The organism is Kitasatospora sp. NPDC058115, assembly GCF_042884635.1.
Taxonomy (GTDB): domain Bacteria; phylum Actinomycetota; class Actinomycetes; order Streptomycetales; family Streptomycetaceae; genus Kitasatospora.
The window spans coordinates 185,458-209,276 of sequence record NZ_JBHVTL010000001.1; the positions used below are offsets into that span (position 1 = coordinate 185,458).

The 23,819-nt window shown below is 74.3% G+C and carries 20 protein-coding genes; 13 read left to right on the forward strand and 7 right to left on the reverse strand.

Annotated elements, in window-relative coordinates:
- The first annotated feature begins 72 nt into the window (after window positions 1-72).
- Together ACFVVL_RS00700 and ACFVVL_RS00705 are read left to right on the forward strand one after the other, a co-directional pair.
- Window positions 73-510, forward strand: coding sequence for a hypothetical protein (locus tag ACFVVL_RS00700; RefSeq protein WP_380293570.1), 438 nt, complete (start codon window positions 73-75; stop codon window positions 508-510).
- Window positions 507-944, forward strand: a complete 438-nt coding sequence (locus tag ACFVVL_RS00705) for a hypothetical protein (RefSeq protein ID WP_387670281.1) — start codon at window positions 507-509, stop codon at window positions 942-944. Before ACFVVL_RS00700 ends, ACFVVL_RS00705 begins: the two co-directional genes overlap by 4 nt.
- Window positions 945-1,007: 63 nt before the next feature.
- Here ACFVVL_RS00705 and ACFVVL_RS00710 read toward each other — a convergent pair whose 3' ends face one another.
- Window positions 1,008-3,203, reverse strand: coding sequence for a transglycosylase domain-containing protein (locus ACFVVL_RS00710; RefSeq protein ID WP_387670283.1), 2,196 nt, complete (start codon window positions 3,201-3,203; stop codon window positions 1,008-1,010).
- Between the two features lie 335 nt (window positions 3,204-3,538).
- Here ACFVVL_RS00710 and ACFVVL_RS00715 point away from each other — a divergent pair, with 335 nt between their 5' ends.
- Window positions 3,539-4,480 carry an ROK family protein gene (locus tag ACFVVL_RS00715; protein ID WP_387670285.1) on the forward strand — a complete coding sequence of 314 codons (942 nt, stop codon included), beginning with the start codon at window positions 3,539-3,541 and terminating at the stop codon, window positions 4,478-4,480.
- 262 nt (window positions 4,481-4,742) lie between these two features.
- Here the strand turns inward: ACFVVL_RS00715 and ACFVVL_RS00720 are convergent, their stop codons facing one another.
- From ACFVVL_RS00720 to ACFVVL_RS00730, 3 genes are all read right to left on the reverse strand, one after another.
- Window positions 4,743-5,339, reverse strand: a complete 597-nt coding sequence (locus tag ACFVVL_RS00720; protein WP_380293562.1) for an acyl-CoA thioesterase — start codon at window positions 5,337-5,339, stop codon at window positions 4,743-4,745.
- Window positions 5,336-5,641 carry a hypothetical protein gene (locus tag ACFVVL_RS00725; protein WP_380293560.1) on the reverse strand — a complete coding sequence of 102 codons (306 nt, stop codon included), beginning with the start codon at window positions 5,639-5,641 and terminating at the stop codon, window positions 5,336-5,338. Before ACFVVL_RS00725 ends, ACFVVL_RS00720 begins: the two co-directional genes overlap by 4 nt.
- Before the next feature lie 272 nt (window positions 5,642-5,913).
- Window positions 5,914-6,900: a DUF6528 family protein gene (locus ACFVVL_RS00730; RefSeq protein ID WP_387670288.1), complete on the reverse strand. Its 987-nt coding sequence runs from the start codon at window positions 6,898-6,900 to the stop codon at window positions 5,914-5,916.
- 155 nt (window positions 6,901-7,055) lie between these two features.
- Here ACFVVL_RS00730 and ACFVVL_RS00735 point away from each other — a divergent pair, with 155 nt between their 5' ends.
- Entirely contained in the window at window positions 7,056-9,446 is a 2,391-nt protein-coding gene (locus ACFVVL_RS00735; RefSeq protein ID WP_387670290.1) for an excinuclease ABC subunit UvrA, read from the forward strand.
- A gap of 80 nt (window positions 9,447-9,526) precedes the next feature.
- Here ACFVVL_RS00735 and ACFVVL_RS00740 read toward each other — a convergent pair whose 3' ends face one another.
- Window positions 9,527-10,921, reverse strand: a complete 1,395-nt coding sequence (locus tag ACFVVL_RS00740; RefSeq protein ID WP_387670292.1) for an NAD(P)/FAD-dependent oxidoreductase — start codon at window positions 10,919-10,921, stop codon at window positions 9,527-9,529.
- 110 nt (window positions 10,922-11,031) lie between these two features.
- On the reverse strand, window positions 11,032-11,625 hold the full coding sequence (locus tag ACFVVL_RS00745) for a hypothetical protein (protein ID WP_387670294.1): 594 nt from the start codon (window positions 11,623-11,625) through the stop codon (window positions 11,032-11,034).
- A 119-nt stretch (window positions 11,626-11,744) separates the two neighbouring features.
- Between ACFVVL_RS00745 and ACFVVL_RS00750 the strand changes: the two genes are divergently transcribed.
- The 9 genes from ACFVVL_RS00750 to ACFVVL_RS00790 all read left to right on the forward strand — a co-directional run bounded on the left by ACFVVL_RS00750 (window position 11,745) and on the right by ACFVVL_RS00790 (window position 22,926).
- The gene (locus tag ACFVVL_RS00750) at window positions 11,745-12,083 is read left to right on the forward strand and encodes a hypothetical protein (RefSeq protein ID WP_387670296.1); all 339 of its coding nucleotides are present in this window, start codon (window positions 11,745-11,747) and stop codon (window positions 12,081-12,083) included.
- A gap of 497 nt (window positions 12,084-12,580) precedes the next feature.
- The gene (locus ACFVVL_RS00755) at window positions 12,581-13,549 is read left to right on the forward strand and encodes a TauD/TfdA dioxygenase family protein (protein WP_387670298.1); all 969 of its coding nucleotides are present in this window, start codon (window positions 12,581-12,583) and stop codon (window positions 13,547-13,549) included.
- A 28-nt stretch (window positions 13,550-13,577) separates the two neighbouring features.
- Entirely contained in the window at window positions 13,578-14,801 is a 1,224-nt protein-coding gene (locus tag ACFVVL_RS00760) for an ROK family protein (protein WP_380293546.1), read from the forward strand.
- 57 nt (window positions 14,802-14,858) lie between these two features.
- Complete coding sequence (locus ACFVVL_RS00765) at window positions 14,859-16,442, forward strand: ABC transporter substrate-binding protein (protein WP_387670300.1); 1,584 nt, start codon at window positions 14,859-14,861, stop codon at window positions 16,440-16,442.
- Window positions 16,443-16,459: 17 nt separating this feature from the next.
- Window positions 16,460-17,404, forward strand: a complete 945-nt coding sequence (locus ACFVVL_RS00770) for an ABC transporter permease (RefSeq protein ID WP_380293542.1) — start codon at window positions 16,460-16,462, stop codon at window positions 17,402-17,404.
- Window positions 17,405-17,407: 3 nt separating this feature from the next.
- The gene (locus ACFVVL_RS00775; protein ID WP_380293540.1) at window positions 17,408-18,274 is read left to right on the forward strand and encodes an ABC transporter permease; all 867 of its coding nucleotides are present in this window, start codon (window positions 17,408-17,410) and stop codon (window positions 18,272-18,274) included.
- Complete coding sequence (locus ACFVVL_RS00780; RefSeq protein WP_387670303.1) at window positions 18,271-19,893, forward strand: ABC transporter ATP-binding protein; 1,623 nt, start codon at window positions 18,271-18,273, stop codon at window positions 19,891-19,893. The genes ACFVVL_RS00775 and ACFVVL_RS00780 overlap by 4 nt, the downstream gene beginning before the upstream one ends.
- Window positions 19,890-22,226, forward strand: coding sequence for an arylsulfatase (locus tag ACFVVL_RS00785; RefSeq protein WP_387670305.1), 2,337 nt, complete (start codon window positions 19,890-19,892; stop codon window positions 22,224-22,226). The genes ACFVVL_RS00780 and ACFVVL_RS00785 overlap by 4 nt, the downstream gene beginning before the upstream one ends.
- Window positions 22,227-22,290: 64 nt before the next feature.
- Window positions 22,291-22,926: a 4'-phosphopantetheinyl transferase gene (locus tag ACFVVL_RS00790; RefSeq protein ID WP_380293534.1), complete on the forward strand. Its 636-nt coding sequence runs from the start codon at window positions 22,291-22,293 to the stop codon at window positions 22,924-22,926.
- 199 nt (window positions 22,927-23,125) lie between these two features.
- Here ACFVVL_RS00790 and ACFVVL_RS00795 read toward each other — a convergent pair whose 3' ends face one another.
- Entirely contained in the window at window positions 23,126-23,683 is a 558-nt protein-coding gene (locus tag ACFVVL_RS00795; protein ID WP_387670307.1) for a response regulator transcription factor, read from the reverse strand.
- Window positions 23,684-23,819: the final 136 nt, after the last annotated feature.

Here is a 23,819-nt window from a genome sequence, read left to right on the forward strand (position 1 = left end):
TTGGCGTAGACCACTGGAACCCCCACCGCCGGGCCCCGGTCCAGGCCCGCGCCCGGCCGACCGGAGGCACGCATGCTGCGAAGACTCACCTGGCTCCTCGCCCTCCCGGCCCTCGTCCTCGCCCTGGTGACAGGTGTCGCGGTGGGCCCGGCGAACGCCGCCTACGAGCACGAATTCCTCCAGGGCTACGGGCAGTTGATCCCGGTTCCCGCGCCCGTCACGCCACCCGCCAAGTGCACCGCCCGTCAGCTGCACCTGAACCCCGGCACCTATGCCTGGACCCTCAGCACGCCGGGCGGCTTCGCCCCCAGCGAGGACATCCAGGTCCAGGACGGCACCTACGAGTGGACCCTCTGCGTGTTCCCGCGGGCCGTCATGTGGGGCGCGTACACCGAGCTCAGCAAGGTGGGCGGCGGGGCGTACTGGCACAAGGAGACCTCGTTCGACGTCTCCTTCCCGTACACCTACTCCTGGGAGTCCATGCTCTACAACTGGGGACCCCTCCGGTGAGGGCGCGCACGCTCGCCCGGCTGCTCGCCCTGCCGGCCCTCGCCCTGACCCTGGTGGCCGGCCCGGCCGTCACCCCCGCCTCCGCCGTCACCGAGCACGAGTTCCTCACCGGCTACGGGCAGGTGGGGCCGCTGCCCGCCCCCGTGACCCCGCCCGAGAACTGCGTGTACCGGTCGCTGCACCTGGACGCCGGCACCTACTCCTGGACCCTCAACAGCCCGGGCGGCAGCGCACCCGCCGACGACATCAAGGTGCAGGACGGCACCTACGACTGGAGGCTCTGCGTCTACCCGCTCTCCCTCGTCTACCTCATCTACACCAAGATCACGGCCCCCGGGCAGATCGACGGCTTCAAGAAGGAGACCACCTTCTCGACCTCCTTCCTGCACACCGCCACCTGGGGCTCCACGCTCTACCGCTGGGGCCCGCTCTAGGGCGGCCCGTCATGCCGACGTCCCCCGGCCGGCCGGGGGACGTCGGCGCGCGCCGGCCGCCCGTCAGCCCTGGCTGTCGGACGGAGCGTTGGCCGGAGCGTTGGACGGGGCGTTGGACGGGGCGTTCGACGGGGCGTTGGACGGGGCGCCGGAACGCGCGTGGGAGGGAGCGTTGGACGGAGCACCGGAGCGGGCGCCGGACGGGGTGCCGGACGGCGAGCCCGTGGCGTTCGGGTCGGTCCGCGGCGCCGGATCGGGGATGTCCGCCATCGGCAGGGACTGCTTCGGAGCGCCGCGCAGCGCCTGGTTCATGGCGTCCCGCCAGATCGGGCCGGGGCCGTCGGCACCGAACACCTCGGTGCGGCGCTTCCCGTTGATGGTGATGTTGCGCATCTCCACCCCGCCGTCGGGGCCGCCGAGCCAGACCGCGGTGGCCAGCTGCGGGGTGTAGCCGGTGAACCAGGCGGCCTTCTTCTTGTCCGAGGTGCCGGTCTTGCCCGCGATCTGCCGGTCGCCCTCCAGGTGGAGCGCCGCACCGGTGCCGCCGCTCTCGGTCACCCCGTTCAGGATGGTGTTCAGCACCCGGGCCGTGCTCTCGGAGAACGCCGTGTCGCAGCGGGCGGGCGGGATGGCGACGTCCTTGCCGTCGATGGTGCTGATGCCGGTGATCGCGACCGGGGCGCAGTACGTGCCGCCGGCGGCGAAGGCCGCGTAGACGCCGGCCATGGTCAGCGGGCTCACCTCCTCGACGCCCAGGGCCATCGAGGGGACCTCGTCCAGCGGCTTGCCGCTGGCCCGGGCGGTGATGCCGAGCTTGTTGGACATCTGCTTGACCGCGCAGAGGCCGATCTCCTTCTCCATCTGCACGAAGTAGGTGTTGACCGAGAGCGCCATCGCCTGCTTCAGCTGGTACGGCCCCTCCTCGCTCGCGGACTCGTTGGGCACCGCGACCTTGGGCTTGCCGGTGTTCCTCCAGGTGCCCTCGCAGGTCTTCATGTCCGGGTAGTCCATCTTGTTCGGGGACGAGTACTCCTGCGTCGGCGGCAGCCCCGCCTCCATCGCCGCGGCCGCGACGACCGGCTTGAAGGTGGAGCCGGGCTGGAAGCCGTTGCCGCCGCCCATCGCCGCGTCGACGCTGAGGTTGACGACGGTCTGGTTCCTGGCCCGGTCGATCCCGTACGGCCGGGTCTGGGCCATCGCGACGATCTTGCCGGTGCCCGGCTCGACCATGGTCGCGGCGGCCGAGACGCTGTCGGTGACCCGCACGTTGGAGCTCACCGCGTTCTGGGCGGCCGCCTGCTTCTCCGGGTCGAGGGTGGTGCGGATGTTCAGACCGCCCTGGTCCCAGAACTTCTTGCGCTCGGCCGCGTTGGCGCCGAACACCGGGTCCTGCTTGACCACCTGCCGGACGTAGTCGCAGAAGAAGCCCATGCCCGCCTGGGCGACGATGCAGCCGTTCTGCGGGTCCTTGTACGCCAGGCCCAGCGGGGCGGCCTTGGCCTCCGCGGCCTGGGCCTCGGTGATGTGCTTGTTCTCCAGCAGCTTGTCGATCACGACGTTGCGGCGGTTCACCGCGGCCTGCGGGTGCGCCTTCGGGTCGTACTTCGACGGGTTCTGCACCAGGCCGGCCAGGGTGGCGGCCTCGGCTATGGTGAGGTCCTTGTTGGACTTGCTGAAGTAGCGCTGGGACGCGGCCTCCACCCCGTAGGCGCCGTTGCCGAAGAACGTGATGTTGAGGTAGTTGGTGAGGATCTGGTCCTTGGTCAGCTCCTCCTCCAGCCTGATCGCGACCTTCAGCTCCTGGATCTTGCGGCCCAGGGTCTTGCGCATGGCCTCCTGGACGGCCGCCTTGTCGTCGCCGGCCTTCTCGACGTTGACGTTCTTCACGTACTGCTGGGTCAGCGTCGAGGCGCCCTCGGCGGCGGTGCCGCTCTCCGCGTTCTTGCTGATCGCCCGGAGCACGCCCTTGAGGTCGACGGCGCCGTGCTCGTAGAAGCGGGCGTCCTCGATGTCGACCTGGGCCTGCCGCATGTACGGCGACATCTGCTCGGCGGTGATCACGGTGCGGTCGCGCTCGTAGAGCCTGGCGATCAGCCCGCCCTTGGCGTCGAAGATCTGCGTCACCTGGGAGAGCGGCGGGGTCTTGAAGTCGTCCGGGATGTCGTCGAACCCCTCCGCCGTGTTCTTGGCGGTCAGCCCGAGCGCGCCGACGGCGGGCAGCGCCATGCCGGCCAGCAGCGCACCGGACACCACGCTCACGCCGAGGAAGGTCGCACCGTGGCGGACGAAGCGGACCGGCGACTTCCGGGTGGGCCCGGATCCTTCGTCGTCGGACGGTTCCGCTGTCGGGAGAAGATTCGATTCCATACTTCCTTGATGTCCTGAGGGCCGCGAATCGTTGCGCACGGCGGCGGATTTCCGCGCCGGTTCGGGCCGGAACGGCCCGAACGGGCACCGCCGGGGGCAACCCTGCCGCTCGCCCCGGCGGACCGATCCTGTTTGCTGTCCCTGTCCGTGCCCCGCCCCCGCCCCGTCTCCCCGTCCCCGTCCGTGCGTCCGTCCCTGCCCGTGCCCCTCACCCGGAGCCACCCGTCATGACCACACCCTCGCCCGCCGCCGGCCCGCTGTTCGCCGCCGTCGACATCGGCGGCACCAAGATCGCCGGTGCGCTCGTCGACTCCGCCGGGACGCTCACCCACCGCGTCCAGCTGCCCACCCCGGCGCGGGAGCCGGGGGCCGAGGTGCTGGCCGTGGTGCACCGGGTGCTGGACCGGCTGGCCGCCGCGCCGCGGTGGGGCGAGGTCACCGCCGTCGGCCTCGGCAGCGCCGGGCCGGTGGACCTCGCCCGGGGCACGGTCAGCCCGGTCAACATCCCCGGCTGGCGGGAGTTCCCGCTCGGCGCCGAGGTCGCCGCCCACCCCGCCGTCGGCACCCGCCGGGTGGCGCTGGCCGGGGACGGCGTGGCGATGGCCGCCGCCGAGCACTGGCGCGGCGCGGCCCGCGGCGCCGAGAACGCGCTGTGCCTGGTGGTCTCCACCGGGGTCGGCGCCGGCCTGGTGCTGGACGGCGCCGTGCGCCCCGGCCCCAGCGGCAACGCCGGGCACCTCGGCCACATCACGGTCGACCTCGACGGCGAGCCCTGCCCGTGCGGCTCGCGCGGCTGCCTCGAAGGCCTCGCCAGCGGCACCGCGATCGCCCGGCGGGCCCTGGCCGGGGGCTGGCGGCCCGCCGGGGCGGACCGCTCGGCGCGCGCGGTGGCCGAGGACGCGCGGGCCGGGCACCCGGTGGCGCTGGCCGCCTTCGACCGGGCGGCCCAGGCGCTGGCCGCCGGGATCGCCGCCACCGCCGCGCTGGTCGACCTGCGACGGGTGGTGATCGGCGGCGGGGTGGCGACGGCCGGACCGGTCCTGTTCGAGCCGCTCGCCCGTCAGCTGGACCGCTACGCCGCCCTGTCCTACGTCCGCGGCCTGGAGGTGCGCCGTGCCGAACTCGGCACCGACGCCGGGCTGATCGGCGCGGCCGCGCTCTGCCGCTGACCCGGCCCGGAGCGGGCGTTCGGGGGCCTGGGCCGGTCCCGGACCGCTCCGTGCGGACGGGCGGCTTCGGGGCGCCGTGCGTGTGCCCGCCCGGCCGGCGCCCGGCGGCGACGGCGCCGCGGCCGAATTCCCCACCCCTGCTGCCGGGTTGCGGCTCCCCGGGTCCGCCCCGGTCCCGCCCCGGCCCTCCACCGCCCGCACAACCAAGCAGGATCCTGCCCCAGCAGGATCCTGCCGCTCATCGTCGGGGTCGCGGCGGAGGTCAGCGGGCGCGACGCCCGTCCGGCATCACCGACACGCCCCTGGTGAGGGCGGAGGGGTTCGGCAGACGGCGCCGGACCGGGTGGTGCCCGGAGGACGCCGCGGACAGCGATCCGCGCGGCGAGGCGATCGCCACCCGGGGCGGCACCACGGGAGCCGCTTCGTCGGAGAGGAACCCGGAGAGGAACCGGCGCTCCGACGGGCTGAGCGTGCGGGAACGGCCCGAGACCGCGTCCCTGGCGACCACGACCGTCCGTGCCCGCATGAATGTGTGCGCGTCACGGCACACCCTGACCACGACGTGCGCGGAACTGCGCCCGAGTCGTTCGACGGTCAACTGCACCAGCAACGGTTCCGGCCGGTGGTACAGCTGCTCCAGATAATCGATCTCGTGCCGCGCGATCAGGAATCCGGACGGGAATAGCGATTCCCGGACGGCGACCGGGTGGTGGCAGAACAGGTCGTAAATTCCCTCCTGCACGTAGGAGACCAGCCGGGCGTTGTTGATGTGCCCGTTCTCGTCGACGTCGCTCCACCGGGTGGGACAGGCCACCACGTGTGCGCCGACGTCCACCGCCTCGGTGGCTGCCGCGCTCACCGCTGCTCTGCCGTGGAACCGGTGAGCAGCAGCGCCCGGCGCAACCGCGCGTAGTAGACGGCGTGTTCGGACGCCATCCGGGCCGCGGTCCAGCCCTCCTCGGCGGCCTCGGCGGCCGCCTCGACGACCAGGCTGTCGAGGACACCGTCGACCGCCCGGCACAGATCCGCCACCGCCGAGAGGCGGTCGGTGACCTCCGTCCCGCCGAACGCGGCGCGGGCCGGGAAGGCGGCGAGCGATTCCACCGCGAGCCGCAGCTCGTCCACGGTCTCGGACCTGGATTCGGAAACGAAATTTCGCACAGTTCTCTCCCTGAAGGGGTAGGGGTGGGTAGGGGTGGGTTTCTGGATGGTGCGGGCCCGTCGAGCGGGCCCGGATCCCCCCGGCGCCATGGACGCTATCCCAGCCCGGGGCGCTACCGGGAGGTATACGGAACCGGAGCGGAAACTGACCACTATTGGAGTAGTTTGGCGTTGCATAAAATCAGCCGCATCCACCGAATGCCAGCCCGGTCCGGCCCGTTCCCCGCCTCTCCCCCGGCTTCCTCCCCCGGTCGTGCCGCCGGCCCCCGGGGTCATGCCCCGCTCCCCCAACTGGTCCACCAGCGCGCCTTGTAGAGGTGCGCACCGGGCAGCGGGCGGTGGCCGTCCGGGCGGTGCAGGGTGAGCACCGAGGTGCACCAGGAGCAGGGGCCGGCGTGGTCCGGGGCGGCGGTGAGCAGCCGCCCGGTCCCGGGTTCGTCGCCCACGCTCTTGATGTCCCGCTCGGCCCCCTCGCTCCCCAGGCGTATCCGGGTGAAGCGCTCCTCCGCCGGGTCGAAGCGCCACAGGTGCGCCGCCGTGCTCACCCAGAACCGGCCGGGCGCGGCGAGCACCGGTGCCAGGTCGTGGCCGCCGGGTTCGGGCAGCGGCACCGTCCGCTCGGCGGTGAGCGAGGGCGCGGCCGCGGTGCCGCCCACCCGCAGCGCGGTCAGCGCGTCGTCGCCGAGCGCCCACAGCAGCCGGGCGCGCCCGTCCCAGTGCACCCCGTGCGCGCCCGGCAGCCGGTACTCGGCGTGCGCGGTGACGCGCGGGCCGAGCGAGGCGGCGTACAGGCGTATCCAGCCGCCGGAGGAGGCGGCGACGGCCACGTTGCCGTCGGGGAGCAGTTCGGCGCTGTGCGGATTGGCCAGCGGGCCGGTGTCGACGGCCCAGGCGGTGGCGCCGCTCAGGACGTCGACGAGGGCCGCCAGTCCGCCGGAGGCGGTCACCACCAGGTACCGGCGCCCGTCCCGCACCCGGGTCTTCGCCTCGTCCGGGGCCTCCCAGCTGCGGCGCGGGTCGAGGTCGCCGAGGTCGCCGGCGGTGTCCGCGGACCAGGACCAGAGCACCGGCGGCCGGTCGGGCCCGCGACGGCCGGCCGGGCCGTCGGCGCCGCGCACCACCAGCACCCGCCGCGAGGCCTGGTCCACCACGGCCACCGCCCACCCCGGGCCGGCGGCCGCCGCCGGCACCGCACCGGCGCAGACGACCAGCGCCGCCAGCGCCGACGCCGTGCGCCACAGCCGCGCCCGCTTCGCCACCGCCGGCACCTCCCGTCGTCCGTCCCCCGCCACCACCGTGCGGCGCGCCCCCGCCGGCCGCCAGCGCGCGGCCTCCGACCGGCCTAAGCCCCCGCCTGTCGTACCCGGCTGGTTAGATCGGAACCGAGGGCACCGCGAGAGGAACCGGAGAGACGATGACCACGGGCACGAGGGCCGGCGCGCAGACACCCGAACCGCACGCCGCCGACACCCATGACCTGATCCGCGTGCACGGCGCGCGCGAGAACAACCTCAGGGACGTCAGCATCGAGATCCCGAAGCGCCGGCTGACGGTGTTCACGGGCGTCTCCGGCTCGGGCAAGAGCTCCCTGGTGTTCGACACCGTCGCGGCGGAGTCGCAGCGGCTGATCAACGAGACCTACAGCGCCTTCGTCCAGGGCTTCATGCCGTCGGTGGCGCGCCCGGACGTGGACGTGCTGGACGGCCTGACCACGGCGATCATCGTCGACCAGCAGCGGATGGGGGCCGACCCGCGCTCCACCGTGGGCACCGCCACCGACACCAACGCGATGCTGCGGATCCTGTTCAGCCGGCTCGGGCGGCCGCACATCGGCTCGGCCAAGGCGTTCTCCTTCAACGTCGCCTCGATCAGCGGGGCGGGCGCGGTCACCGTGGAGCGCGGCGGCACCACGGTCAAGGAGCGGCGCAGCTTCAGCATCACCGGCGGCATGTGCCCGCGCTGCGAGGGCCGGGGCTCGGTCTCGGACATCGACCTCACCCAGCTCTTCGACGACACCAAGTCGCTCGCCGAGGGCGCGATCACGGTGCCCGGCTACACCGGGGACGGCTGGATGACCCGGATCTTCAGCGGCTCCGGCTTCCTCGACCCGGACAAGCCGATCCGCGACTACACCGAGCAGGAGCTGCGGGACTTCCTGCACCGCGAGCCGACCAAGGTGAAGGTCAACGGCATCAACCTCACCTACGAGGGGCTGATCCCCAAGGTCCAGAAGTCCATCCTCGCCAAGGACCGGGAGGCGATGCAGCCGCACATCCGGGCGTTCGTGGACCGCGCGGTCACCTTCGCCGCCTGCCCCGCGTGCGACGGCACCCGGCTGACCGAGGCCGCCCGGTCCTCGAAGATCGCCGGGATCAGCATCGCCGACGCGTGCCGGATGCAGATCAGCGACCTCGCCGCGTGGGTGCGCGGCCTGGACGAGCCCTCGGTGGCGCCGCTGCTCACCGCGCTGCGCCAGACCCTGGACTCCTTCGTGGAGATCGGCCTCGGCTACCTCTCCCTGGAGCGGCCGGCCGGCACGCTGTCGGGCGGCGAGGCGCAGCGGGTCAAGATGATCCGCCACCTCGGTTCCTCGCTCACCGACGTGACGTACGTCTTCGACGAGCCCAGCACCGGTCTGCACCCGCACGACATCCGGCGGATGAACGGCCTGCTGCGGCAGCTGCGGGACAAGGGCAACACGGTGCTGGTGGTGGAGCACAAGCCCGAGGTGATCGCGATCGCCGACCACGTGGTGGACCTCGGTCCGGGCGCGGGCTCGGCGGGCGGCACGGTCTGCTACGAGGGCCCGCTGGAGGGCCTGCGCTCGGCGGGCACGGTCACCGGCCGGCACCTCGACGACCGGGCGTCGGTGAAGGAGTCGGTGCGCACGCCCACCGGCAGGCTGCCGGTCCGCGGCGCCCGCGCGCACAACCTCCGCGACGTCGACGTGGACATCCCGCTGGGTGTGCTGGTCGTGGTCACCGGTGTGGCCGGCTCCGGGAAGAGCTCGCTGGTGCATGGTTCGATCCCGGCCGGGGAGAACGTGGTCTCCGTCGACCAGAGCCCCATCCGCGGCTCGCGGCGCAGCAACCCGGCCACCTACACCGGTCTGCTGGAGCCGATCCGCAAGGCGTTCGCCAAGGCCAACGGTGTGAAGCCGGCCCTGTTCAGCGCCAACTCCGAGGGCGCCTGCCCGACCTGCAACGGCGCGGGCGTCGTCTACACGGACCTGGCGATGATGGCCGGGGTGGCCACCACCTGCGAGGACTGCGAGGGCCGGCGGTTCGACGCCTCGGTGCTGGAGTACCACCTCGGCGGGCGGGACATCAGCGAGGTGCTGGCGATGCCGGTGAGCGAGGCGGAGGCCTTCTTCGCCGCCGGCGAGGCCCGGGTGCCGGCCGCCCACCGGATCCTGACCCGGCTGGTCGACGTCGGCCTCGGCTACGTCAGCCTCGGCCAGCCGCTGACCACCCTGTCCGGGGGCGAGCGGCAGCGTCTGAAGCTGGCCACCCACATGGGCGACAAGGGCGGCGTCTACGTCCTCGACGAGCCGACCACCGGGCTGCACCTGGCCGATGTCGAGCAGCTCCTCGGGCTGCTGGACCGCCTGGTCGACTCCGGGAAGTCGGTGATCGTCGTCGAGCACCACCAGGCGGTGATGGCGCACGCCGACTGGATCATCGACCTCGGCCCGGGGGCCGGCCACGACGGCGGCCGCATCGTCTTCGAGGGCACCCCCGCCGCGCTGGTCGCCGCCCGCAGCACCCTCACCGGCCAGCACCTCGCGGAGTACGTCGGCGCCTGAGCCCGCCCCTGGGCCGCCGGGGCCCGGCCGGTCACTCGGCCGGGCCCCGACGGCCCGGCTACCGGGCCCCGGCGGCCCGGCTACCGTCCGGCGACGGTGTCGGCGAGGCGGGCGAGGGGCGAGGTGGTGGGGCGGCGACGGCCGGACTCCCGGCGGTCGGCCGCGTGGTAGGCGGCGTAGAGGGCGTGCACGCCGAGCCAGCGGAGGGGTTCCGGCTCCCAGCGGCGGACGGTGTGGCCGACCCAGGGCAGGCGGGTGAGCTCGGTGTCGTGACCGAGCACCAGGTCCCGCAGGGTGCGGCCGGCCAGGTTGGTGGTGGTCACCCCGCTGCCGACGTAGCCGCCGGCCCAGCCGAGGCCGGTGCGCCGGTCGAGGTCCACGGTGGCGCACCAGTCGCGGGGCACGCCGAGCACCCCGGCCCAGGCGTGCTCGATCCGGGCGGAGCGGGCGGCGGGGAAGAACGCGTGGAGGACGTCCCGGAGTTGGCGGACGGTGGCGGGCTGGGTGGCGCCGTCGACGTCGGTCCGGGAGCCGAAGCGGTAGGGGACGCCGCGTCCGCCGAGGGCGATCCGGTCGTCGGCGGTGCGCTGGGCGTACATGTAGGCGTGGGCGAAGTCGCCGAGCACCTCGCGGCCCTCCCAGCCGGCCTCGGCCCAGAAGGACGCCGGGAGCGGCTCGGTGGCGATCATCGCCGAGTTCATCGGCAGCCAGGTGCGCCGTTCCCCCGCGAGGCCCGAGGTGAAGCCCTCGGTGGCGCGCAGGACGTACCGGGCGCCGACGGTGCCGTGCGGGGTGACCGCGCGGGGCGTGCGGCCGCCGTGGATCGCGGTCACCGGCGTGCTCTCGTACAGCTCGACGCCCAGCCGCTCGACGACGTCGGCGAGACCGGCGGCCAGCTTGGCGGGCTGGACGCGGGCGCCGTGCGGGCTCCAGACGCCGCCGAGGGCACCGTCGACCCGCAGCCGTCCGGCGGTCTCGGCCGCGCTCAGCTCCCGCACGCGGTCGGGGCCGTAGGAGCGCTCGGTCTCGGCGAACGCGCGCAGCCGGGCGAGTTGGGCGGGGGTGCGGGCGACCTCCAGCACGCCGCCGCGCACCACGTCGGCGTCGATGCCCTCGGCGTCCAGGGTGTCGGCGACCTCGCCGACCGCCGCGTCCATCACCCGCTGCATCGCGGCGGCGCCGGCCCGGCCGTGGCGGCGGGCGAAGGCGCCGCGCCCGGCGAAGCCGTTGTAGAGCCAGCCGCCGTTGCGCCCGGAGGCGCCGTAGCCGCAGAAGCGCTGCTCCAGGACGGCGATCCGCAGACCGGGTTCGGCCTTCTTGAGGTAGTACGCCGTCCACAGACCGGTGTAGCCGCCGCCGACCACGCAGATGTCGACCTCCCGGTGGCCGGGCAGCGCCGGTCGCGGCTCGGGCAGCCCGAGCCGGCCCCACCAGAAGGACACCCCGCCGTTCACACCCGTGTCTCCGGATCCCACGGACCCCGACCTCCGCCTCGCGCCGACCGTTTCCCGGGACGGTACGCCCGCGGGCCGTCCGCGAACCAGCGACAGCCTGCCAGGATCCGGGGTCCGGCCCGGGCACCCTGTCAGGAGAGCAGGCGGTCGAGGACCTCACCGGCCGGCTCGTCCTCGCCCGATTCTCCGGCGGCGCAGCGGGTGTCGAAGGCGGCGTCGCGGGCGCGGGCGAGGGTGGCGGCGTCCAGGGCGGGGTCGAGGAAGGCCGGGCGTCCGGGGGTCAGGTGCAGCAGGACGGTCCCCTCGCTCCAGTCGGTGGTGAGTTCGACGAGGCCGGTGTCGTCGCCGGCCATGGCGTCGGCCAGGCCGCACAGGACGGTGAGTGCCTGGATCATGCCGGGGAGTTCGAAGTCGACCCGGGTGTCGAGGTCGAGGGCGAGGGAGCCGGTGGGCGCGTCGTGGCGGAGGGTGAGTGCGCCGTCCTCGTCGAGGTCGTGGAGGAAGGCCGCGTGGTCGCCGTCGGTCCAGCGGTCGCACTCGGCGAGGGCGGCGGGCAGTTCGGCGCGGTAGCGGCGGCGCAGGGCCTCGTCGTGCCAGGGGGCGCAGAGGCCGGTCCAGTCGGGGCCGGGCCGGGTGGAGGCCGGGGCGACGGGTGCGCGCAGGTACGCCCGCAGGCGTGCCGTGTCGATGGTGACCGCCGCCGTCACCGTCAGGTACCGCGCCATGTCCGTCCGCCCCTCCACCGGTGTCCGCTGCCGGGGTCGATCCTGCCCGCCCCCACCGACAGTCGTGGGCGGGGGCGGGCGGGCCGACCGGGATGCTCCCGCCGAAGGGGGGACGGCACGTGACCGCACGGCTCTCCCGCGCGTTCGGCAGGGTGCCCGTTCCCACGCCCCCGGAGGCCCTCGTGCGCACCCTCGCCCAGCTCGCCGCCCTCACCGCCCTGCTCACCGCCGCCCTCACCGGGCCCGCCGCCGCCTCGTCCACCGCCACGGCCACCTCCACCGCCACGGCCACGGCGGAGCCCGGCACCGCGGCCGGCACCGCGCCCGCCGCCGTCGCTCCGGAGCCCCGGGAGGTCAACCAGGGCTACAGCATCCCGGTCGGTGCCATCACCGACCTCGGCGCGCTCCCCGTGCTCGGCGGCCTCGGCCTGGACTTCGCCCGTCTGATGGGGGTGTGACGCCCCCTCACCGCACCCCGCGGGGCCCGTCCGGAGGAGCTCCGGGCGGGCCCCGCCGCCGTCGGCCGGGTTTCTTCCGCTGCGAAAGTTAGTAATCCCGACACGCCCCCGACAGGCGGGAACACGCCGTCGCAGTCGTCCCGTCATCGCCCGACCATCGCCCGCAACACGGCGTCACACGCCCGCAACGCCCCTTCCCACCAGGCAGGACGGGTGATTGACAGGGAGGCACGGGCTTCAGCACGATGAGCGCCGAGCCACTCGCAGCGCCCCGGACCCGGAAGGAGGGCCGATGAGCACCGTTCACCGCACCGTCCCGGCCCTCCGCCGCCGTCGCTGTTGTCGCGGGGCACTCGCCCGCTGATCCCGGCCGCCCGGCCGTCGCACCTCCCCCGGCACCCGTGTGCCGTTCTCCGCAGCACCGCCCTGCCCGCTCCCGCCGGCCCGGGGCGGTCCCGCGCATCCCCATTCCCCTCCACGAGAGTCGAGGAACCGCCATGTCCACCGCCATCTCCACCGTCACCGACCTCCGGCTCACCCCCGCCGCCGGCCGGATCGGCGCGATCGTGCACGACGTGCGCCTCGGCGGCGACCTGCCCGCGGCGACCGTCGCCGCGATCGACGCCGCGCTGTACGAGCACAAGGTGCTGTTCTTCCGCGGCCAGCAGCACCTCGACGACGCCGGACACGAGGCGTTCGCCCGTCTGCTGGGCCAGCCGGTCGGCCACCCCACCGTCCCGGGCGCCGACGGCCGGTACATCTTCGAGCTGGACGCCACCAAGGGCGTGCGCGCCAACAACTGGCACACCGACGTCACCTTCGTGCCCGCCTACCCCAAGGCCTCGATCCTGCGCGCCCTGGAGCTGCCGCCGGCCGGCGGCTCCACGGTGTGGGCCAACACGGTGGCCGCCTACCAGGACCTGCCGCAGCCGCTGAAGGTGCTGGCCGAGTCGCTGCGCGCCGTGCACACCAACGACTACGACTACGCGGCGAGCCTCGCGCTGCGCCCCGAGCTGGCCGACAACGCCGAGGTCGCCAACCTCTTCCGCAAGGTGTTCGTCTCCACCGCCTTCAAGACGGAGCACCCGGTGGTCCGCGTCCACCCGGTGACCGGCGAGAAGAGCCTCCTGCTCGGTGCCTTCGCCCAGCGGATCCAGGGCGTCTCGGGCGCCGACAGCAAGGCGCTGATCGAGCTGTTCCAGCGGTACGTGGAGCGGCTGGAGAACACCGTGCGCTGGGACTGGCAGGTCGGCGACGTCGCGATCTGGGACAACCGCGCCACCCAGCACTACGCCGTCAACGACTACGGCGACGAGCCGCGCCTGGTGCGCCGGATCACCCTGGACGGCGACCTGCCGACGGGCGTGGACGGCACGCCGAGCCGTCTGCTGGAGCCCGCCGACCCGCCGCGGGTGGCCGGGCTGGTGCCGGCCGAGGAGCTGGAGGCCGAGGCCGCCGGGCGCTGACCACCACCGACTCCAGGGAGGGCGAGGGATGTTCACCGAGACCGGCGCACCGGGCGGAACCGCCACCGCCGCCCGGCCACGCACCGGGGACGCACGGCGGGACGTCAACGCCGCCGCCGTCCTGCGGACCGTCCTGGACCACGGTCCGGTGGCCCGCAGCCGGGTCGCCGCGCTCACCGGCCTGAGCCCGGCCGCCGTCTCCCGCCAGGTGGTCGACCTCACCCGACTCGGGCTGCTGCGCGAGCGGCCCGAGTCGGCCACCCCCGGCGCCGGAGCGGTCGGCCGGCCACAGCTGCCGGTGGACGTCGACACCGACCGGATCGCGGTGGCCGGTCTGCACATCGGACTGCCGTCCACCCACTTCGCCTTCCTCGACGCACGCGGAAACGTGCTGCACCAGCGCGAGTTGAGCCACCGGGGCCGCACCGGACCGACCGTGCTGCGGCCGCTGCTGGCGCGGCTGCCCGGGCTGCTGGCCGCCGTCCCGGACGGCCGCACCGTCGTCGGCCTCGGCGCCGTCACCGGCGGCGCGGTCGACCGCGAGCGCGGTGTGATTGTCCGTCATGATCCCCTCAAATGGCGGGATGTTCCGCTCCGCGGGCTGCTGACGGAGGCCTCCGGGCTGCCGGTCCAGGTGGACAACCACGCCCGGGCACTGACCCAGGCGGAGATCCTCTTCGGGCACCCGGCGGCCCGCCGCTCGGTCGTCCACCTGTTCGTCGCCCATGTGGTGGACGCGGCCCTGGCCGTGGCCGGCACCGTGCACATCGGTCCGGCCTCGCCCACCGGGGACCTCGCCCACCTGCCGGTGCCGGAGAGCGACGCGCTCTGTCCCTGTGGCCGGACCGGCTGCCTGGCGGTCGCCGCCTCGGACACCACGCTGTTCGAGGCGGCGGCGGCCGAGGGGATCACCGAACGGCCGGACCGCGCCGCGCTGGTGGCCGCCGTCCAGGCCGGCGACCCGCGGGCCGACCGGCTGGTGCGGCGGCGCGCGGAGATCATCGGCCGGGCGCTCGCGCTGCTGGCCGACGTCGTCAACCCCGACCTGCTGGTGCTGACCGAGCACTTCTCCTGCCTCGACCCGGTCTATCTCGACGTGGTGCGCACCGAGTTCGCCCGCCGCTCGCGGCTGCGGCGCGACGCCGGTCTGGTGGTCGCCCAGCGCCTCGGCGCCGATGTGCTCGCCGTGGCCGCCGGGATCCCCGCGCTCGGCGCCGTGTACGCCCGCCCGGTGCACGCCCTGACCTCCTGAACAAGCCCCCGCCACCGACCCGACCCCGCAGACCCCTTCCCGCAGAGGACCCCACTCGTGACCAGCCTCCCCTCCGCCTCCCCGCTCTCCCGCCGGGCGCTGCTCCGCGGCGGCCTCGCCGGCGCCGGCCTGCTGGCCCTGGCCGCCTGCCGCTCGGCCGCCGACACCGCCGCCGGCCGGACCGCCGGCGACGCGGCGGGACCGCGGCGCGGCGGCGTCCTCACGGTCGGCGCCAGTGTCGACTTCACGCCCGCCCTGCTGTTCGCCCAGAGCGCCAACACCCTCGTCCAGCGGCTGGTCTTCAACACCCTGACCCGCTACGACGACCAGCTGAAGCCGCAGCCCGAGCTGGCCACCTCCTGGCAGGTCGCCCCGGACGGCACCGGCGTCACGCTCAGGCTGCGCGAGGACGTGACCTTCCACAGCGGCCGCCGGTTCACCGCCGACGACGTCGTGTTCGCCGTCAAGAACCTCCAGAACCCGGCCCGCTCCGCCCAGTTGCGCTCGACCGCGGCCGCCGTCACCGACTTCCGCAAGAACGGCGACCACGAGCTCACCCTCGTCCTCGCCCACCCGGTGAGCAACCTCTTCGACCTCTTCGAGTTCATGATCATCCCGGACTCGGAGACCGTCGAGGAGGCCTTCGCCGGGACGAAGCTGGTCGGCACCGGCCCCTACACCTTCACCGAGCGCAAGCCCGGCAGCTCGCTCACCTTCGCCCGCAACGAGAAGTACTGGAACCCCGGCCGCCCCTACCTGGACGGCGTCGAGATCCGGGTGATCCCCCAGAGCGACTCACTGCTCTCCTCCCTGAAGACCGGCCAGACCCACCTCTCCTACCACGTGCGCGGCAAGGACCTCACCGCCCTGCGCAGCGACCAGCAGTTCCGGGTCACCTCCTACGACACCGGCGGCGGCGCGTACTACATCGGCGCCAACCTCACGGCCGAGCACGTCGGCGACAAGCGCGTCCGGCAGGCCATCGCCTGGGCCGTGGACCGCGAGCGGCTGGTCCAGCAGGCGCTCGGCGGCTCCGGCACCGTCTCCGCCACGCCCTGGCCCAAGTCCTCCCCCGCGTACAGCGCGGAGGCCGCCGCCCACTACCGCCACGACCCCGAGCGCGCCCGGCAGTTGCTCAAGGACGCCGGACTCTCCGGCATCACCCTGCCGTTCGCGCACAGCAACGACCCCGGCAACACCGCCGTCGCGCAGATCCTCCAGTACGACCTCAAGCAGGTCGGCATCGAGACCGTGCTGCAGCCCACCGACTCGCCCACCATGCAGAAGCAGCTGATCGCCCAGGCCATGCCCGCGCTGTGGACGCTCAGCCACGGCTTCGCCCAACTCCACCCCGCCACCCTGGCGGTGAGCGCCTACCCGTTCAACGAGGCGAAGAACAGCTCGCACTTCTCCTCGCCCGCCTACACCGACATCGTGCAGCGCGCCTGGAAGCGGCCGGACAGCGACAGCGACGAGGCCAAGGCGCTCTACCGGCAGATCACCGACACCCTGCTCGACGAGCAGTTCGTGATCGACCTCGCCATCGCCGGCCTCAGCGAGGTCGCCGGCGGCAAGGCCCGCGGCGCCACCCTCAACAAGTTCGGCTACCTCAACCTCGACGACGCCTACCTCACGGCCTGAGCGGACGGCCCGAACCCATGCGAACCTTCCTCCTCAAGCGGCTGCCCTCCGGGCTGCTCGTCCTCCTCCTCGCCTCCTTCCTGGTCTTCCTCATCCTCCGGCTGATCCCCGGCGACCCCGCCACCACGCTGGCCGGCCCCGACGCCGGACCGCAGGCCGTCGACGCGATCCGCGCCCGGCTCGGGCTCGACGAGCCGCTGGTGACCCAGTACCTGCGCTGGCTCGGCGACCTGCTCACCGGCGACCTCGGGCCCAGCTACTCGATCGGCGGCCAGGTCTCCGAACTGATCGGCGACGGCCTCGGCGCCACCGTCCAGCTCACCGCCGCCGCCCTCCTGCTGGTCGTCCTGCTGGCCCTGCCGCTCGGCGTGCTCGGCGCCACCGCCGAACGCCGGCCGGTCGCCGCCGCCGTGCGCGCCTTCACCACGGCCGTGCTGGCCGTGCCGCCGTTCGTCACCGGCGTGCTGCTGGTGCTGCTGTTCGCGGTCACCCTCGGGCTGCTGCCCGCCGGGGGCCACGAGTCCCTGCTCGACGCCCCCGACCTGGCGCTGCAGTACCTGCTGCTGCCCGCCGTCTGCCTCGCCCTGCCCAGCGCCGCCGTGCTCGCCCGCTACCTCACCGACGGCATCCAGCGGGCGCTTTCCGAGGACTACGTGCGCACCGCCACCGCCGTCGGCGTCTCGCGCCGCCGGATCGTCTGGCGGCACGCCCTGCCCAACGCGCTGCCGTCCGCCGTCACCGTGCTCGGCCTTCAGGTCGGCCACCTGGTCGCCGGGGCGGTGCTGGTGGAGCGGATCTTCGCCTGGCCCGGGCTCGGCCAGCTCGTCGAGCAGGGCGTGCTGCGCCGCGACTACCCGGTGGTGCAGGCCGTGCTGCTGCTGGTCGTCGCCGGCTACGTCGCCGTCCAACTGCTCACCGACCTCGTGTACGCCTGGCTCGACCCCCGGATCCGGTGGGAGTAACCGATGACCGCCCTGACCGCCCCCGCCCCCTCCCCGGCGCGCCCCGCGCGCGCCGCCGTCCGCAACCGGTACCTCGCCGGGCTGCTCACCGCCCGCGGGCTGACCGGGCTCGTCCTGGTCGGCACCGTCGCCCTGGCCGGGCTGCTGGCCCCGCTGCTCACCGACCACGACCCCGACGCCCAGGGCCCGCTGGCCCTCGCCGGGCCGAGCGCCGACCACCCGCTGGGCACCGACGACCTCGGGCGGGACCTGCTCAGCCGGGTCCTGCACGGCATCACCACCGACCTCGCGCTGACCTTCGGCGCGGTGCCGGTCGGCGCGCTGCTCGGCTGCTCGCTCGCCCTGCTCGCGGCCACCCACCGCTGGGCGGACACCGCCGTCCAGCGCGCCTTCGACCTGGTGCTCGCCTTCCCCGGGATGATCCTGGCACTGGCCGTCACGGCCGTGCTCGGGCCGGGCCGCTGGCCGGTGTTCATCGTCATCGCACTCGCCGAAGTACCGCTGTTCGGGCGCCAGTTGCGCTCGGGAATCCTGGTCCAGCGGGAGCGCGAGTACGCGCTGGCGGCCCGGGTCGGCGGCGCCACCCGGGCCCGGGTGCTGCTGCGGCACGTGCTGCCGAACGCCGTCGACCCGCTGATCGTGCAGACCGCGGTGGCACTGTCGGTCGGCGTGTTCATCGAGGGCGCGATGAGCTTCCTCGGGCTCGGCGTGCGCCCGCCGGAGCCGACCCTCGGCTCGATCCTCAGCCAGTCCGTCGGCTACCTCGCCACCCATCCGACCTTCGCGGCCGCCCCACTGGCCGTCACCACCGCACTGGTGCTCGGCTTCACGCTGATCGCCGAGGCCCTGAACCGGGGGATCCGCCGATGACCGGCCACCCTGACCGCACCGTGCTGCGGGTCACCGACCTCTCCGTGGCGTTCGACGGCACCACCGCCGTGGACGGCGTCGGCTTCGAACTCGCCGCCGGGGACACCCTCGGCCTGGTCGGCGAGTCCGGCTCCGGCAAGTCCACCACCGCGCTCGCCCTGCTGCACATGCTCCCCGACGGCGGGCGGATCACCGGCGGCTCGGTGGAGCTGGCCGGCCAGGACCTCGCCGCCCTGCCCGAGCGCGCCCTGCGCGCCGTACGCGGCCGGCGGATCGCCATGGTCTTCCAGGACCCGATGTCCTCGCTCAATCCGGTGCTCACCGTCGGCAAGCACCTCGACGAGGCCCTGCGGGCCCACGGCAACCGGCCGGACAAGCGCGAACGCGCCGCCCGCGCCGTCGAGTTGCTCGACCTGGTCGGCATACCCGACGCCGCCGGACGGCTGCGCGACCACCCGCACCAGTTCTCCGGCGGCCAGCGCCAGCGCATCATGATCGCCCTCGCGCTCGCCAACGACGCCGAGGTGCTCGTCGCCGACGAGCCGACCACCGCCCTCGATCCGACCGTCCAGCAGCAGATCCTGCGCCTGCTCACCCGGATCAACCGGGAGACCGGCACCGCCCTGGTGGTGATCAGCCACGACCTCGGGGTGATCGCCCAGACCTGCCGCCGGCTGCTGGTCATGCGGCACGGCCGGGTGGTCGAGTCCGGCGCCACCGCCGACGTCCTCACCGCACCGCGCCACCCCTACACCAAGGAGCTGCTGGCCGCCGTCCCCCGGCTGGAGGCGCCCTCGGAGGCGGCCGCCAACAGCGTGCCGGGGCCCGAGCCGCTGCTCACCGTCACCGGCCTGCGCAAGACCTACGGCTCACGGCGACGCGCGGTCACCGCGCTGGACGGCGTCGACCTGGTGCTGCACCCCGGCGAGACGCTCGGCCTGGTCGGCGAGTCCGGCTCCGGCAAGTCCACGCTGGCCCGCGCACTGGTCCAGGTGCACGCCCCGAGCGGTGGCGAGATCCGCTTCCGCGGACGGGAGTTCGGGCGCGGCGGTGAACGCGGAGCCCGGCGCGAGCTGCAGCTGGTCTTCCAGGACCCGTACGCCTCGCTCAACCCCCGGATGACCGTCGGCCAGATCGTCGCCGAGCCGCTGATCGCCCACGGCCTGGGCGACCGCCCCGCGCGCGCCCGGCGGGTCGCCGAACTGCTGGAGCAGGTCGGCCTCGACCCCGAGAGCGCCGACCGGCACCCGCGCGCCTTCTCCGGCGGCCAGCGCCAGCGCATCGGCATCGCCCGGGCGTTGGCGCCCGAGCCGAGCGTGCTGATCTGCGACGAGCCGGTCTCCGCCCTGGACGTCTCGGTCCAGGCCCAGGTGCTCGACCTGCTCGCCCGCCTCCAGCGCGAACTCGGCCTCGCCCTGCTGTTCATCGCCCACGACCTCGCGGTGGTCCGGCAGGTGAGCCACCGGATCGCCGTCATGCACCGCGGCCGGATCGTCGAGACCGGTCCGGCCGACCGGGTCGTCACCGCGCCCGAACACCCGTACACCGCCGAACTCCTGGCCGCCGTCCCGCGCCTGGAGACCAGGCCCGCCGCCCTCACCACCCGGAGCACCGCATGACCGAGACCCCGCCCGGCACCGCCCACCGCGACCCGTACGCGGGCTTCCCCGGCACCGTCGGCCGCACCTTCCGCGAGTCCACCCCCGCCTGGCCCCGGCGGGTCCGCCCGCGCGAGGGCGCGCCCAACGTCGTCGTGGTCCTGGTCGACGACCTCGGCTACAGCGACATCGGCCCGTTCGGCTCCGAAGTCCCCACCCCGGCCCTGGACGGCCTCGCCGAGCGCGGCGTCAAGCTCGCCAACTACCACACCATGCCGCTCTGCTCCCCCGCCCGGGCCGCCCTGCTCACCGGCCTCAACCCGCACCGGGTCGGCTACTCCTTCGTCGCCAACGCCGACCCCGGCTTCCCCGGCTACGGCATGGAGATCGCCGACGACATCCCCACCCTCGCCGAACTGCTGCACGACGCCGGCTACGCCACCTACGCCGTCGGCAAGTGGCACCTCACCCGCGACTCCGCCTCCAACGCCGCCGACAACCGCGCCAACTGGCCCCTGCAGAAGGGCTTCGACCAGTACTACGGCGTCCTGGAAGGCCTCACCAGCCTCTTCCACCCGCACCAGCTCGTCCGCGACAACAGCCCGCTGGACATCGACGAGCTCCCCGACGACTACTACTACACCGACGACATCACCGACCGCGCCATCGACATGGTGACGTCGCTGCGCGCCCACGACGCCGACAAGCCGTTCTTCCTCTACCTCGCCCACAACGCCGTGCACGGCCCGCTGCAGGCCAAGCCCGCGGACCTCGCCCGGCACCGGGGCCGCTACGACGGCGGCTGGGACGAGCTGCGCGCCGCCCGGTTCGCCCGCCAGCTCGCCGCCGGACACTTCCCGCCCGGCACCGAACTGCCGGACCGCAACGCCGAATCCGGTTACGAGGTCGGCCCGTGGAGCGAACTCGACCCCGCCCGGCGGCAGCTGTACGCCCGCTACATGGAGGTCTACGCGGCGATGGTCGACAACGTCGACCAGAACCTCGGCCGGCTGCTCGACACCCTCGCCGCGCTCGGCGAACTCGACAACACCATCGTGGTGTTCACCTCCGACAACGGCGGCACCGGCGAGGGCGGCGCCGAGGGCACCCGCAGCTACTTCAGCCGCTTCGTCCACCACCCCGCCCTCCCGGAGGACTGGAACCCCGACGTCGAACGCGAGATCGAACTGATCGGCGGCCCGCGCTCCCTGGTCCACTACCCGCGCGGCTGGGGCATGGCCTCCAACACCCCGTTCCGCCTCTACAAGGGCCAGACCCACGCGGGCGGCGTGCGCGTGCCGTTCGTGCTCTCCTGGCCCGCCGGCCTCCCGCGCGCCGAGGGCGACCCCGGCGTGCGCACCCCGTACCAGTACGTCACCGACCTGCTGCCCACCCTGCTCGACCTCGCCGGCGTCGAACGGCCCGAGCGGCGCGCCGGGCGGACCGTGCAGTCCCTGGACGGCTTCAGCTTCGCCCCCGTGCTGCGCGACCCGGCCGCCGGCTCCACCCACCCCGAGCAGTACTGCGAGATGACCGGCAACCGCAGCTACTACCGCGACGGCTGGAAGCTCGTCACCCTGCACCGCCCCGGCGCCCCCTACGACGACGGCGAGTGGGCACTGTACGACCTGCGCACCGACCCCACCGAGATCCACGACCTCGCCGCCGAACACCCGGGCCTGGTCAAGGAGCTGTCCGAGGCGTGGGAGGCCGCCGCCTGGCGCAACGGCGTCTTCCCGCTCACCGACGGCAGCGGCGCCCTCGCCCGCCGCCACCCCGACGACGCCGGGCTGCGCCGCCCGCTGCGCCTGCTCGCCGGAACGCCCGAACTGGAGCGGTACCGCTCCTCGCGGCTGATCTCCTTCCGCTCCTTCGCCGTCGAGGTCGAACTCGCCCACCACGGCGCCGGGGACGCGGGCGTCCTGGTCTCGCACGGCGACCAGGGCGGCGGCTACAGCCTCTACGTCGAGGACGGCCGGCTGCACCTCGCCTACAACCAGTACGGCGAACTCTTCGAGGCCGACGCCGGACCGCTCGCCCCCGGCGCCCGCCTGGTCGGCGTCGAGGCGACCGCCGTGGCCGGCCTGCGGTGGGAGTTCCGCGTCCTGGTCGACGGCGAGGAGACCGGCCGGCTCGGCCCGGTCCACCAGCTCATCGGCATGGCCCCGTTCCAGGGCATCAGCGTCGGCGTCGACCGCAGGTCGCCGGTCTCCTGGCCGGTCTACGAGCGCCACCGCTCCTTCCGGTACAGCGGCGAGCTGCGCGCCGTCACCTACCTGCCGGGGGACCCCGCGCCGGACGACCCCGCCGTCGTGGCGAGCGCGCTGCGGGAGGCCGCCGCCGCCTTCGAATAGCGGATCATCACGCTATCCTCCGGATGGCTCGTGTCATCCGTCGTCCGTCCTGTCCGGGGGAACAGTGATCAACGAACTCCTGCCCGCGCCCGTCGTCGTCGAGACCGCCTACTCCGACCCGCCCGAGGCCCGCCTCGAACCCGAGGAGCAGGCGGTCATCGCCCGCGCCGTCGCATCGCGGCAGCGGGAGTTCACCACGGTCCGCCACTGCGCCCGCCTCGCCCTCACCCGCCTCGGCGTCCCGTACCGCCCGCTGGTCCCCGGCCTGCGCGGCGCCCCCGGCTGGCCGGAGGGCGTGGTCGGCTCGCTCACCCACTGCGCCGGCTTCCGCGCCGCCGCCGTCGCCCGCGCCGGGGACGTCCTCTCCGTCGGCATCGACGCCGAGCCCGCCCTCCCCCTGCCGGAGGGCGTGCTCGACGCCATTGCCCTCCCGGCGGAGCAGGAGCGCAACGGCGCGCTGTTCGCGTCCGACCCCGGCACCCCCTGGGACCGCATCCTGTTCAGCGCCAAGGAGTCCGTCTACAAGTCCTGGTTCCCGCTCACCCGGCGCTTCCTCGACTTCTCCGAGGCCGACCTCACGCTCCGCCCCGACGGCACCTTCACCGCCACCCTCCTCGTCCCCTCGCCCCTGCCCACCCTGGCGGGGCGCTGGCGCGTCCACGACGGGCACCTCGCCACCGCCATCACGGTCCTGCGGTAGACGGCACGGCGGCGGCCCGGACGGCTCCAGGCCCTTCCTCCGGGCTGCCGCAGGGCAGTGGGGTTCGTTCGACCCCGGGGGGGCGGGGTGAGCACGGAGATCGCCGGGCCGTCACCCCGCACCCCGGCCGGCCGCAACGACCTCGCCCACGCGATCGGCGCGTGGAACGGGCGCACCTCACGAGCCGGGGGCGCAGCCGTCAGATCCACCCGTGGTGCCGAGCCCGCCGGAGGGCGGCGGCCGGGGTGGTGGTGCCGAGTTTGGCGGCGGCGGAGGCGAGGTGGCGGGCGGCCGGCGGCGGGACGGGGCTGCCGGTGGCGGTGAGGTCGAGGGCGTCGAGTTCGTCGGCGGTCAGGACGGCGGTGTCCGGGGCGAGGGTGTCCGGGTGGAGGTAGCGGCCGCCCCGGTGGACGGTGCGGACGGCGTGGGCGAGGTCGGCGGCGGAGCCGCTGCGCGGCAGGTAGGCCCCGGCGCCGGCGCGCAGGGCGCGGCGGAGGTCGCCCGGGCGGTCGTGGGTCGTGAGGATCACGGTCGGGCAGGCCGGCAGCAGCGACGGGTCGAGACCGGGTGAGCGCAGCGCGAGGACGGCGACGTCGGGGCGGCGGCGCGCGGCCAGGGCCAGCGCGGCCCGGGCGGAGTCGGCCTCGGCGACGACGGTGAGGCCCTCCTGCAGGGCCAGCAGGGCGGCCAGGGCGGTCCTGCGGCCGGGCTCGTCGTCGGCCAGCAGGAGGCGGAGGGCGGGGAGGCGCTCGGTCATGCGGTTCAGCCTTCCAGCGGCCCCGGGGCGACAGAAGTGCGTGCACTCACCGAGGGTGATGAGGATTCTCAGCACCGCTCGGTGACAAATGTCATGACGGCCGATCACACGATGCGGGCACGGACGGGAAGTCCGC

Excerpts from the sequence above, each read along its gene's own strand:
- ACFVVL_RS00775 (WP_380293540.1), top strand. The coding sequence starts at position 17,408 with ATGACCGCCCTGACCGCCCCCGCCCCCTCCCCGGCGCGCCCCGCGCGC.
- ACFVVL_RS00755 (WP_387670298.1), top strand. The coding sequence starts at position 12,581 with ATGTCCACCGCCATCTCCACCGTCACCGACCTCCGGCTCACCCCCGCC.
- ACFVVL_RS00770 (WP_380293542.1), top strand. The coding sequence starts at position 16,460 with ATGCGAACCTTCCTCCTCAAGCGGCTGCCCTCCGGGCTGCTCGTCCTC.
- ACFVVL_RS00700 (WP_380293570.1), top strand. The coding sequence starts at position 73 with ATGCTGCGAAGACTCACCTGGCTCCTCGCCCTCCCGGCCCTCGTCCTC.
- ACFVVL_RS00785 (WP_387670305.1), top strand. The coding sequence starts at position 19,890 with ATGACCGAGACCCCGCCCGGCACCGCCCACCGCGACCCGTACGCGGGC.
- ACFVVL_RS00780 (WP_387670303.1), top strand. The coding sequence starts at position 18,271 with ATGACCGGCCACCCTGACCGCACCGTGCTGCGGGTCACCGACCTCTCC.
- ACFVVL_RS00745 (WP_387670294.1), bottom strand. The coding sequence starts at position 11,625 with ATGGCGCGGTACCTGACGGTGACGGCGGCGGTCACCATCGACACGGCA.
- ACFVVL_RS00735 (WP_387670290.1), top strand. The coding sequence starts at position 7,056 with ATGACCACGGGCACGAGGGCCGGCGCGCAGACACCCGAACCGCACGCC.
- ACFVVL_RS00715 (WP_387670285.1), top strand. The coding sequence starts at position 3,539 with ATGACCACACCCTCGCCCGCCGCCGGCCCGCTGTTCGCCGCCGTCGAC.
- ACFVVL_RS00760 (WP_380293546.1), top strand. The coding sequence starts at position 13,578 with ATGTTCACCGAGACCGGCGCACCGGGCGGAACCGCCACCGCCGCCCGG.
- ACFVVL_RS00795 (WP_387670307.1), bottom strand. The coding sequence starts at position 23,683 with ATGACCGAGCGCCTCCCCGCCCTCCGCCTCCTGCTGGCCGACGACGAG.